Origin of the sequence: Micromonospora sp. CA-240977, assembly GCF_050942285.1 — a bacterium.
In the GTDB taxonomy this organism is placed as follows: Bacteria; Actinomycetota; Actinomycetes; order Mycobacteriales; family Micromonosporaceae; genus Micromonospora.
Map to the genome: position 1 here is coordinate 5484775 of NZ_CP192055.1, position 11744 is coordinate 5496518.

The following is an 11744-nucleotide window of genomic DNA, read 5'->3' on the forward strand; positions in this document are numbered from 1 at the left end:
GTCGGGTACAGTAAGCGCCACCCGCCGGGATGGTGGAACGGCATACACGGAAGTCTCAAACACTTCTGCCCGAAAGGGCTTGCGGGTTCGAATCCCGCTCCCGGCACCCTGTCATACACGTGTTCGACGATGTGGGCGTGCACCCACCGCAGATGCGGGCACAGGCCCGCGCTCTCCGCGCTCGCGGACACACCATCCACTCCGTGGCCCGCACCCTCGCCCTGCCCTACACCACGGTCCGGCACTGGTGCGCCGATCGACCCGAACGAGCGGAGCCCGGCGCGGAGCCACCGTGCTTCCGGTGCCGGCCGGATGTCGAGAATCCGACCGACCCCGCCGCCTACGCCTACCTGCTCGGCCGCTACCTGGGCGGTGGTCAGCTGACCGTCGCGCCGACCGTGCCGGTGCTCCGGATCGCCGGCACGGCGAGCCGTCCCCAGCTCGCCGACGCCTGCGCGGCGGCGATGCGCGCGGTGCTCCCCACGCCGGTACGGAGGACCACCCAGCACTGCCGCGTCTGGGTCGAGAGCAGTGGCGCGCACTGGCCGTGCCTGCTCCCCCAGCACGGGCCCGACCAGCGGCACGACCGCCCGATCGTCCTGACCGACTGGCAGCGACCGATCCTGGAGCGCCACCCCGGCGACCTCCTGCGCGGGCTGTTCCACTCCGCCGGCCGTCGGGCCGCCAACCGGGTCACAGTGCGCGGCAGGGCGTACGTCTATCCGTGTTACGTGTTCGGCGACGAGTCGACCGACCTCCTGCGGCTGTGCCAGTGGAGCCTCGACCTGCTGGGCGTCACCTGGCGGATGAACCGGCACAACTCACTCTCGGTGGCGCGGCGAGGCGACGTCGCCGAGGTGGACCGGCACGTCGGCCCGAGGTCCTGATCGCCTGTCGCGCGGATCACGTCGATCGTGGGAGCCTGACTGACGCCCGGACGGATGGCCGGTTGCCGGGTCGACGACAGAGGTGGAAAACGATGCGGGTTGTTATTTTCGGTGCGACCGGGATGGTCGGTCAGGGCGTACTGCGGGAGTGCCTGCTCGCCGACGACGTGCGGGAGGTGGTGACGGTCGGCCGGCGGCCGACCGGTCGGCAGGATCCGAAGCTGCGCGAGCTGACGGTCGCGGACGTGGGCGAGTTGGACTCGGTGCGGGACGAGTTGACCGGTGTGGACGCCTGTTTCTACTGCCTGGGGGTGTCCTCGCTGGGCCTGGACGAGGCGGCGTACACCCGGGTCAGCTACGACTACCCGCTCGCGGCGGCGCGGCTGTTGGCCGAGGTGAGCCCGCCTGTCACGTTCATCTACGTGTCGGGGCAGGGGACCGATTCGTCGGGTCGGGGTCGGGTGATGTGGGCGCGGGTCAAGGGTCGCGCCGAGAACGCGATCATCGAGCTGCTGCCCAACGGCTACGCGGCGCGACCCGGTTTCATCCAGCCGACCTACGGGGCGGTGTCGAAGACCCGGTGGTACCGGCTCGCGTACGCGATCACGCGGCCGCTCACTCCCGTGTTGCGGCGGTTGCTGCCGAACCAGGTCACCACCACCGACGGGATCGGTCGCGCCATGCTGCGGGTGGCCCGGGAGGGCTCGCCGACCCGGGTGTTGGGCAACCGCGAGCTGAGGTGACCGGCGCCGGTCAGGCGATCGCGGCGAGGGCCTGGGCGAGGTCGGCGCGCAGGTCTTCGGGGTCTTCCAGGCCGACCGAGAGGCGCAGGAGGCCGGCTGCGGGTTTCGCGTCGCCGTCGACGGGGCGGTGGGTGAGCGACGCGGGGTGCTGGATGAGGGTGTCGACGCCGCCGAGGGACACCGCGTGCGTGATGAGGTGACAGGCGCCGGCGACGGCGGCCGCGGCGGGTGCGCCGCCGCGTACCTCGAAGGCGAGCAGGCTGCCGGGTCCGGCCAGCTGGCGACCGACGAGCGCCGCCGGGTCGTGCACCGAGGGGTGGTGCACCTGGTGTACGGCGGGGTGGCCGGCGAGCCAGCCGGCGAGCTTCTCGGCGGTGGCCTGCTGGGCGCGCACGCGCAGCGGCAGGGTCTGTAGGCCGCGGTGCAGCAGGTAGCCGCCGAGTGGGTGCAGGATCGCGCCGGTGACCGCGCGGACCTGACGTAGTCGCGCGGCCCAGTCGGCGGAACAGGCGACGACGCCGGCGAGGACGTCGCCGTGCCCGCCGATGCTCTTGGTGGCGCTGTGCAGGACGAGGGTGGCGCCGTGCCGGGCGGGTTGTTGCAGTACGGGGGTGGCGACGGTGTTGTCGACGAGCAGCGGGACGTCGCCGGCCGCGGCGGCGAGGGCGGCGATGTCGACGAGGTCGAGGGTGGGGTTGGCGGGCGTCTCGGCGATGACCAGCGCGGTGTCGGGGCGGATGGCGGCGGCGACCTCGTCGGGGCGGGCCCAGGTGACTGTGGTGCCGAGCAGGCCGGTGGCGAGGACGTGGTCCGTTCCGCCGTAGAGGGGCCGGACGGCGACGACGTGCCGGCGGTCGTCGCGGGCGGCGGCGAGCAGCGTGGCGGTGAGGGCGGCCATGCCGCTGGCGAAGGCGACGGCCTGCGCGGTGCCTTCCAGCTCGGCGAGGGCGGTTTCGAAGCGGGCGACGGTGGGGTTCCAGAGCCGTTGGTAGACCGCGCCGCCGTCGGCGGGCAGGGTGCCGCCGGTGGCGAGTTGTTCGTACGCGGCGCCGCCGTCGTCGACCGAGGGCAGAGGGTTGGTGGTGGACAGGTCGATGGGTGGTACGTGCACGCCGAGGGTGCGGAGGTCGTCGCGACCGGCGTGTACGGCCCGGGTGTCCATCGTTGTCATGCCGGTAGCGTCGAACATCACCCGCCTGGGAAGCAATGACTCGGCAGATGATTCTGTCCAGTGCACTGGTTTCAGTGCACGATTCGGGCGAGGATGGCCGGATGCCTCCTGAGCCGAACGATGTGCGGCCGTACCCGGCCCTGGACGAGGCGCGCGATCCTGACCGAGCTGGCCGCCGACGGCCGCCTGCCGAACAATGCCCTCGCCGAGCGGGTGGGGGTGGCGCCCTCGACGTGTCTGACCCGTACCCGGGCGCTGCGGGATCGGGGCGCGATCCGCGGTTTCCACGCCGAGGTGGACCCGGCCGCGCTCGGCCTGCCGTTGCAGGCGCTGGTGTCGGTGCGGCTGACCGCGCACGAGCGGGCGGCGGTGGATGCCTTCCGGGCCCGGTCGGTGCGGCTGCCAGGAGTCGTGTCGGTGTTCCACGTGGCCGGCGCGGAGGATTACGTGCTGCACGTGCGGGCGGCGTCCGGTGACGCGTTGCGCGACTTCGTGCTGGACCACCTCGCGGTCGACCCGGTGGTGCAGCACACCCAGACCAGTCTGATCTTCGAGCAGGCGCGCGGGATGGGTTGAGCAGCGGGTGAGCTGACCGACGAAAATCCGCGTGCCGGAACAAAGCCGGCCGGTGACGGGTTGGCCAAGCGTGTGATCACCGTACCGTTGTCTGTTCTTGATCTTGCCCCGGTCGCCAAGGGCACCACCGTCGGCGCGGCCCTGGAGGCCACCACCGAGTTGGCCCGCCGCACCGAGGAGTTGGGCTACCACCGGTTCTGGGTGGCCGAGCACCACAACATGCCGGCGATCGCCAGCTCCGCCCCGGCGGTGCTGCTGGCGCACCTGGCGGCCAACACGTCGACGATCCGCCTCGGCTCGGGTGGGGTGATGCTGCCCAACCACGCGCCGCTGGTGGTGGCCGAGCAGTTCGGCACCCTGGAGGCGCTGCACCCCGGTCGGATCGATCTGGGCATCGGCCGGGCCCCGGGCACCGACCAGGTGACCGCGCTGGCGTTGCGGCGCACCATGGAGGGCCTGTCCGCGGAGGGTTTCCCGCGCGAGCTTGCCGATTTGATGAACTACTTCAGCGGGGAGAAGCCGGGGCAGATCGTCGCCACCCCGGGCCGCGGCGAGCAGCCGGCCGTGTGGCTGCTGGGCTCCAGCGGCTTCAGCGCCCAGCTCGCCGGCCTGCTCGGTCTGCCGTTCTCCTTCGCGCACCACTTCAGCTCGGCGAACACCCTGCCGGCGCTGGCCCTGTACCGGCAGAACTTCCGGCCGTCACAGTGGCTGGACAAGCCGTACGCGATGGTGGCGGTCAACGCGGTGTGCGCGGAGACCGACGAGCGGGCCGAGTGGCTGGCGGGGCCGAGCGCGTTGTCGTTCCTGAAGCTACGCTCCGGCCGGCCCGAGCCGCTGTCGACGCCCGACGAGGCGGCGGCGTACCCGTACTCCGAGATCGAGCGGGAGTTCGTCCTGCAACGCCGCGACGGTCAGGCGATGGGCTCGCCGGAGACGGTGCGCCGGCAGCTCACGGAGCTTGTGGAACGCACCGGAGCGGACGAGCTGATGCTGACCACCCTCGTCTACGACGTGAAGGACCGGGTGCGGTCGTACGAGTTGATTGCCGAGCAGGTGGCGGGCGGTCTGCACCGGGGAGCATGAAACACGATCTTCACGTCAGCGTCACCCCGCCGACCCCGATGCTGCCTAATGTTGGTTCCGGTGGTGGTACGGCATCCCCGGTCGGGACGGGTCGGGAATGCCGCGGTGTGGCGCACCGGGCCGGAGCTGAGCGGATTCCGCGGCTGCGGCCCGGTGCCTGCCACCCTAGGCGACCCCGCTCGGGACCGCCAGGGGTCAGATCAACGTAGGTAGATGTTCGGGGTGGGTGGGCTGGCCATCTGGTCGCCGATGAAGAACCCCGGGTGTGGCGGCTGGTTGTAGGCGGTGTTCTGCCACGCGATCGCCACCCGATACTGCGGGTCGTGCATCAGGGTGTGGATCCGGGTGCTGGTCGGCGTGGGCGTGCTGTAGATGCGCAGGGCCCGACTGTCGGTGGTACGCCAGATCACCTCCTCCCGCCAGTCACCAAGGATGTCGCCGGAGAGCGCCGGGGTGGACTTGGTGCCGTTGTTGGACGCCACCGAGCTGCCGGTGAGCAGCCGCGTCTCGCCACCGGTGCCGTACTTGTCGACCGCGGTGCCGTCGAGCAGTTCCCGCACCGGGTCACCGTCCCACCAGGCGAGGAAGTTCGCCGACGACGGCTTGCGGCCGATGTTCTGACCCCTGGTGTTGGCCAGTCCGGCGACGGCCGACGACCACGACTCCGCGCCGGGACTGCCGGCCCAGATGTCCGCGGAGACCCCCCGGCCGTTGTCCCCCGAGGCCGGCGTGGACCACAGGATCTGACCGGTACGGGCGTCGGCGAACCAGGAGCTCGGCTTGCTGGCATCCTCGTCGACCTTGAACACCTCCAGGCCGGCGCGGCCCGGATCGAGGTCACCGACGTGCATCGCGTCGCCGTGCCCGTTTCCGGTCGAGTAGAGCAGCCGACCGTTGTCGTCGATGGTGGCGGCGCCGTAGACGATCTCCTGGCGGCCGTCGGCGTCGACGTCGGCCACGGAGAGCTGGTGGTTGCCCTGGCCGGCGGCGGCGCCGTTGCCGGAGGAGTTCGAGTCGAACGTCCAGCGCTTGGTCAGCGTGCCGTTGCGGAAGTCCCACGCCGCGATGACCGCACGGGTGTAGTAACCCCGGGCCATGATCAGCGAGGGGCGCTGCCCGTCCAGGTACGCGGTGCCGGCGAGGAACCGGTCCACCCGGTTGCCGTACGAGTCACCCCAGGACGACACGGTGCCGCGCGGCGGGTCGTAGTTGACGGTGGAGAGGATCGCGCCGGTCTGACCGTTGAACATGGTCAGGAACTCCGGACCGGACAACACGTAGCCGCTGGAGTTGCGGTAGTCCGCCGACGACGAGCCGATGAGCTGGCCGGTGCCGGAGCGGGTGCCGTCGGCGGTCTTCATCGCCACCTCGGCGCGGCCGTCGCCGTCGTAGTCGTACACCTGGAACTGGGTGTAGTGGGCGCCGGCGCGGATGTTGCGGCCCAGGTCGATCCGCCACAGCCGGGTGCCGGTGAGGGTGTACGCGTCCACGTAGACGTTGCCGGTGTAGCCGGACTGGGAGTTGTCCTTGGCGTTCGACGGGTCCCACTTCAGCACGATCTCGTAGGTGCCGTCGCCGTTGAGGTCCCCGACGGAGGCGTCGTTCGCGCTGTAGGTGTAGTTCTCCCCGCTGGGGGTGGTGCCACCGGCCGGAACCTGCAACGGCACGTCCAGGTAGCCCGCGCCGAACTGGAGGGCCGGCGCCGACGCCGCCTGCTCGGCGCCGCCGACCACAGCCCGCACGGTGTACGCCGAGCCGGCCGCCGCGCCGCTGTCGAGGTAGCTCGTGGCGCCGGTGATCGGGCTGGCGTTGACCCGTGTCGACCCCCGGTAGAGGTTGAACGCCACTCCGGAGGTTTCGGTGCCGAGCAGTCGCCAGGAGACCAGGTTGCCACTGCCGGAGCGGACACTGATCAACCCTCGGTCCAGGTTCTCCATCTGTTTCGCCCCGGCCGGAGGCGTGGTGGGTGGCGGCGTCGTCGGAGGTGGCGTGGTGGGTGGCGGAGTGGTGGGCGGTGGCGTCGTCGGCGGTGGGGTGGTCGGTGGCGGCGTTGTCGGCGCTGGTGTGGTCGGCCCGTCAGTGGCCGGGGCGCCGGTGCAGGTGGTGCCGTTGAGCGCGAAGCTGGTCGGCACCGGGTTGCTGCCGGTCCACGAAGCGTTGAAGCCGAACCCGGCGCTGCCGTTTGTGGCGATGGCGGCGTTGTAATCGACGTTGCGCGCGGTGACCTGGGCACCGGACTGGGTGACGGCCGCGCTCCAGGCCTGAGTGACCTGCTGCCCGGCGGCGTACGACCAGGTGAGGGACCACCCGTTGACCGGGTCGCCGAGGTTGGTGACCGTGACGTTGGCGCCGAAGCCGCCCTGCCACTGGTTGGTGATCTGATAGTCGACCTGGCAGCCGACGGCGGCGGCCGAGGCGACCACCGTGCCGAGGGTGCCGGCCACGACGGCGGCCGCCGTCGTGCCGGCGAGCAGGATCAGCCGATGTCTGGACGGGTGCATGGACTGCCTCCGAGGATCCGCAGGTGATCGCGGTGGCCCACCGGCAGTGCCCGGAACGCACTGTGGACCCGTCGCACCGCTACGGCGGCGGACGGCGATCTGATCGGGGGTGAACGCCCTGGAACTCGCGGATCCGACTCACCGCGCATCGTAGGGCAAGCGCTTTCCGCCACGCAACATCGATGACCGTTGCTGCATGCCCGGTCCGCGACGAGCCGACTGTCTTGCCTCGACGATCAATGCCTGATCAACTCCTTCGGGTGAGCGCTCCCCACATGGACCCCGCCGAGTTCCGGCGCGCCGGCCACGCCGTCGTCGACTGGATCGCCGACTACTGGACGACGCTGGCGCAACGGCCCGTCGCCCCCGCCGATCCGCCCGGCACGGTCGCCGCCGCGCTCCCCACCCTCCCGCCCACCGCCGGCGGCGAACCGATCGAGGCGGTCCTCGCCGACCTGGACTCGATCGTCCTACCCGGGCTGACCCACTGGCAGCACCCCGGCTTCTTCGGCTACTTCCCCGCCAACACCTCCGGCCCCAGCGTGCTCGGCGACCTGGTCAGCTCCGGGCTCGGCGTCCAGGGCATGCTCTGGGCCACCAGCCCCGCCTGCACCGAACTGGAGACGGTGCTGATGGACTGGCTGGCCCACCTGCTGGACCTGCCGAAGCGGTTCCACTCCACCGGCACCGGCGGTGGGGTCATCCAGGACTCCGCGTCCTCGGCGACCCTGGTGGCCACCCTCGCCGCGCTGCACCGGGCCAGCGGAGGCCGCTGGCGCGACACCGGCATCGACCGGCGCTACCGCGCGTACACCTCCGTGCACGGCCACTCCTCCATCGAGAAGGCAGTGCGGATCGCCGGGCTGGGCACCGACGGCGTCCGGCCGATCGAGGTGGACCCGGACAGCCAGGCGCTGCTGCCGGGCGCGCTCCGCGCGGCGATCGAGGCCGACCTGGCCGCCGGGGACGTACCCGCCATCGTGGTGGCGACCATCGGCACCACCTCCACCACCGCGATCGACCCGCTGCCGGAGATCGGCGCCATCTGCGCCGAGTACGGGATCTGGCTGCACGTGGACGCCGCGTACGCGGGCGCCGCCGCCGTCTGCCCCGAACTGCGGTGGTCGCACGCCGGCCTGGAGTACGCCGACTCGTACTGCTTCGACCCCCACAAGTGGCTACTCACCGGGTTCGACTGCGACGCGTTCTGGGTCGCCGACCGCGCCGAGCTGATCGACGCGCTGACAGTGCTGCCGGAGTTCCTGCGCAACGCGGCCTCCGAATCCGGCGCGGTGATCGACTACCGGGACTGGCAGGTGCCGCTGGGCCGACGGTTCCGCGCCCTGAAGCTGTGGTTCGTGTTGCGCTGGTACGGCGCCGACGGACTGCGGGCGCACATCCGCTCCGGGGTGGCGCTGGCCGACCGGTTCGCCAAGCGGGTCCACGCCGACGACCGATTCGAGGTGGCGGCGGCGCACCCCTTCTCGCTTGTCTGCTTCCGGCTGCGCGCCGACGACGCCGTCAACGCCGCACTGCTGGCCCAGGTCAACGCGACGGGACGGGTACACCTGACACACACCCGCGTCGCCGGCCGCTACACGCTGCGGCTGGCGGTCGGCTCGCCGCAGAGCACCGAGGCACACGTCGACGAGGCCTGGACGCTGCTCTCCGAGGCGGCCAACAACCTGCCGCTCCCGTAACCCCGGTCGCCCCGTCGCACCGCCGCCGCGCCCCGCGTCGCGCGCTCCCGTGCCCAGCGTCGCGCGCCCCGTCCGCCGTGTCCCGTCCCCTGCGCCGCGTGCCGCGTGCCGCGTGCCGCGCCAAGATCTACGCAGCTTCCCTGATGTTGCTGCCTCGGACAGGCCAGAGACAGCAACATCCCCGATATTGCGCGGATCTTGACGGTGAGCAGGTGTCTAATCGGCCGGGGGCGGGTGTCGCAGGCGCCCGCGGCCGTCAAGGTCATGCTCGATCCGGGATGTAGTGGCCACGAAGCTCCGGGAAGCCACTACATCCACGATCGAGCGCGATCTTGACGGTCACCCGTGGCAACCACGGCGTTCGACAGGGCCTCGCGGCGCTCCGGGCCGCGCCTCCGGATGGGTTCAGCGGTGGGTGGGCGTACCCGTGGCGGCGAGATCGGCCGCGACCGCGCCGGCGGAGACAGCGTCGGGGAACTCGGCGGGCACGGTCGCGGCGGGGGAAGCGCTGGCGGCCTCGGCGGCTTCGGCGCGAGCCCGGCGGGTGCGGCGAAGGGCGCGCACGGCCAGCACCAGGGCGGCCAACCAACCGGCGACCAACAGGGCGTACATGACGGGGCGAACCGGCCCGTCGAGGCCGGCGGAGCGGATCAGCGTGCGGGCGTTGCTCAGCACGATCACGCCGCCGATCGCCGCGCCGAGCAGTTGGGCGGGCACGATGCGCACCAGCCAGGCGGCCAGCGGGGCGGCGATGAGCCCACCGATCAGCAGTGCGGCGACGGTCGGGAGCAGGAACCCTTCGGAGCCCAGCCCGATCAGGAAACCGACACTGGCCGCACCCGCCACGACGAATTCGGCGGTGTCCACCGAGCCGATCACCTTGCGGGGCTCCATCCGGCCGGAGACCAGCAACGCCGGGGTGGCCACCGGGCCCCAACCGCCGCCGCCGGTCGCGTCGACGAAGCCGGCAACCAGGCCCAGGGGTCCGAGGAAACGTCCGCGTAGCCGGCCGCCGACCCGGTCGGTACGCAGCGGTCGGGCGAAGCGGACCAGCAGGTACGCGCCGAGCGTGAAGAGGATGCCAGCCATCCACGGCGCGGCCGCCTCGGTGGAGATCGAGCTGAGCAGCGTGGCGCCGGCGAAGGCGCCGATGGCACCGGGCAGGGCGATGCGGGTCACCACCCGCCAGTCGACGTTGCCGAAACGCCAGTGCGCGACCCCGGCGGCGAGCGTGGTGCCGATCTCGGCCAGGTGCACCGAGGCCGAGGCGGCGGCCGGGGCAACCCCGGCGACAAGCAGCAGAGTGGACGAGGTCAGCCCGTACGCCATGCCGAGCGAGCCGTCGATCAGCTGCGCGACGAGCCCGACCAGAGCGAGAACCAGCAGCTTGCGCACGAGCGCCCCCTGACTTTTCGGTATCTCCTATCGACTTAGTCGACAATGCGGCACGGTGCGGTCGGGGTCAAGCCTCTGATCGGTGGATGGGACGCCGCCGTGCGACGCGCGCGGTCGATGCCGAACCGCGCGGCAGACACCATCGCGCCACGTGGCGGTGCGAGGCGGCCACGGCTGAAAAAGCCTCCGCGCGGCGCGGACATCCCGGGCGACACAGACGACCGGGGCGACGCGGGCAACCAGCGTCACGCACGCAACCAGCGCGACGCAGGCGAGGAGCGGACCGGCGGTCAGATCCAGGCGCGCGGGTCGGCCACCAGCTCGGTGATCCGCGCGGGCAGGGTGCCCGCGGCCACGTCGGCGACGCTGACCAGCTCCAGGATCTCCCGTTCGCTGGCCCGCAGCGCGATCCAGACCTCTTGGAGCGCGCGGGCCGGGCCGTGGTAGCCGAGTTGCTCGGGGCGCTGCCCGCGAACGTGCGCGAGCGGTCCGTCGATCACCCGGATCACCTCGGCGAGCGAGATCTCCTCGGCCGGGCGGGCCAACCAGTAGCCACCCTCCGGGCCGCGCTGGGCGTGCACGATGCCGCCCCGGCGCAGTTGCAGCAGGATGCTCTCCAGGAACTTCGGCGGGATCTCCTGGGCACGGGCGATCTGGTCGGCCGTGACGGGCCGGCCGCGCCCAGGGCCACTGGCCGTCGCGGCAAGCTCGGCGGCCGCGCGGAGGGCGTAGTCGACCCGGGCGGAGAGGCGCATGTCGGCAAGGTTAGCCCCCGGTCAACCGGCCGGGCGGGCGACCCTCGGCCGATCGGACACGCATCGATGGGACCCCGCAATTCGCGCCGATTCCGGCTGTCGGCGAGGACCGGTAAATGCGCGCCATGATCCACCGTGTGGTGGGGGCCGGAATGCCGATATGAAGCGTCCTTATGCTGGGCGGGGGCACAACCGCGAGACCGTTGCACCGACGCCGGGCAGCACATTGACAAACATCGGGGGAAGGCAACACACGATGACCGATATCGCCACACGCACCTGGGATGGCATGACCATCCCGGTCGCTGGCACCTATCTTCTCGATCAGGCGCACAAGCGGATCGGTTTCCTGTCCCGGCACATGATGGTGAGCCCGGTGCGTGGCGAGTTCGCCGAGGCCACCGCACAGATCTTCGTGGCGGAGGACCCGCTGCTCTCCTCGGTGACGGCGACCATCTCCGCGCCGAGTATCACCACCGGCAGCATCGACCGGGACACACATCTGAAGAGTGCCGACTTCCTCGACGTGGAGCGCTATCCCACTCTCGAATATCGAAGCACGGGCATAAAATGGCAGGGCCAGGAGGATCCCATCTTCCAATGGGCCCGCCTGCGCAGCCACCGGTTCGGTGGGCGGGGCCGGAGTCCGATTGTCCCGCCGCAGTCCGAGGCGACCCCCGGGCGATTCGTGCTGACCGGTGAGTTGACAGTGAAAGGAATCACCAGGGCCGTCGACCTGGAGGTGAATTTCGGCGGCGCCCGTCGTGATCCGTACGGGCAGAACATCTTCGGGTTCAGCGCGACGGCCGAGATCGACCGTGAGAACTACGGCCTGCTCTGGAATGTCATGTTGGAGAGCGGCGGGGTCCTGGTCGGCAAGACGGTGCAGATCGAGATCGCCGGCGAGGCCATCCACCAGGCCTGACCGGCGTG

Annotated in this window: 9 protein-coding genes, 1 tRNA gene and 1 pseudogene; 7 read left to right on the forward strand and 4 right to left on the reverse strand. The window is 71.4% G+C overall.

Annotation, left to right across the window (positions count from 1 at the left end):
- The first annotated feature begins 23 nt into the window (after positions 1 to 23).
- The 3 genes from ACQPWW_RS24680 (at position 24) to ACQPWW_RS24690 (ending at position 1630) form a co-directional block, all read left to right on the forward strand.
- Positions 24 to 106 (forward strand) — tRNA-Leu (locus ACQPWW_RS24680).
- 13 nt (positions 107 to 119) lie between these two features.
- Positions 120 to 887, forward strand: a complete 768-nt coding sequence (locus tag ACQPWW_RS24685; RefSeq protein ID WP_433125858.1) for a transcriptional regulator — start codon at positions 120 to 122, stop codon at positions 885 to 887.
- Between the two features lie 92 nt (positions 888 to 979).
- Positions 980 to 1630 (forward strand): NAD-dependent epimerase/dehydratase family protein, encoded by a 651-nt coding sequence (locus tag ACQPWW_RS24690; protein ID WP_433125860.1) that lies wholly within the window; start codon positions 980 to 982, stop codon positions 1628 to 1630.
- A gap of 10 nt (positions 1631 to 1640) precedes the next feature.
- Here ACQPWW_RS24690 and ACQPWW_RS24695 read toward each other — a convergent pair whose 3' ends face one another.
- Positions 1641 to 2819, reverse strand: a complete 1179-nt coding sequence (locus ACQPWW_RS24695) for a trans-sulfuration enzyme family protein (protein WP_433125861.1) — start codon at positions 2817 to 2819, stop codon at positions 1641 to 1643.
- An 83-nt stretch (positions 2820 to 2902) separates the two neighbouring features.
- Here ACQPWW_RS24695 and ACQPWW_RS24700 point away from each other — a divergent pair.
- Positions 2903 to 3377, forward strand: a pseudogene (locus ACQPWW_RS24700) (Lrp/AsnC family transcriptional regulator).
- Positions 3378 to 3464: 87 nt separating this feature from the next.
- Positions 3465 to 4460, forward strand: coding sequence for an LLM class flavin-dependent oxidoreductase (locus ACQPWW_RS24705; RefSeq protein WP_433125863.1), 996 nt, complete (start codon positions 3465 to 3467; stop codon positions 4458 to 4460).
- A gap of 200 nt (positions 4461 to 4660) precedes the next feature.
- Here the strand turns inward: ACQPWW_RS24705 and ACQPWW_RS24710 are convergent, their stop codons facing one another.
- On the reverse strand, positions 4661 to 6961 hold the full coding sequence (locus tag ACQPWW_RS24710; protein WP_433125864.1) for a cellulose binding domain-containing protein: 2301 nt from the start codon (positions 6959 to 6961) through the stop codon (positions 4661 to 4663).
- A 260-nt stretch (positions 6962 to 7221) separates the two neighbouring features.
- Between ACQPWW_RS24710 and ACQPWW_RS24715 the strand changes: the two genes are divergently transcribed.
- On the forward strand, positions 7222 to 8661 hold the full coding sequence (locus ACQPWW_RS24715; RefSeq protein WP_433125865.1) for a pyridoxal-dependent decarboxylase: 1440 nt from the start codon (positions 7222 to 7224) through the stop codon (positions 8659 to 8661).
- Positions 8662 to 9066: 405 nt separating this feature from the next.
- Here the strand turns inward: ACQPWW_RS24715 and ACQPWW_RS24720 are convergent, their stop codons facing one another.
- On the reverse strand, positions 9067 to 10056 hold the full coding sequence (locus ACQPWW_RS24720) for a sulfite exporter TauE/SafE family protein (RefSeq protein ID WP_433125866.1): 990 nt from the start codon (positions 10054 to 10056) through the stop codon (positions 9067 to 9069).
- Positions 10057 to 10346: 290 nt separating this feature from the next.
- Positions 10347 to 10811 carry an RrF2 family transcriptional regulator gene (locus ACQPWW_RS24725; RefSeq protein WP_357410768.1) on the reverse strand — a complete coding sequence of 155 codons (465 nt, stop codon included), beginning with the start codon at positions 10809 to 10811 and terminating at the stop codon, positions 10347 to 10349.
- Between the two features lie 289 nt (positions 10812 to 11100).
- Between ACQPWW_RS24725 and ACQPWW_RS24730 the strand changes: the two genes are divergently transcribed.
- Complete coding sequence (locus tag ACQPWW_RS24730) at positions 11101 to 11736, forward strand: YceI family protein (RefSeq protein ID WP_433125867.1); 636 nt, start codon at positions 11101 to 11103, stop codon at positions 11734 to 11736.
- Positions 11737 to 11744: the final 8 nt, after the last annotated feature.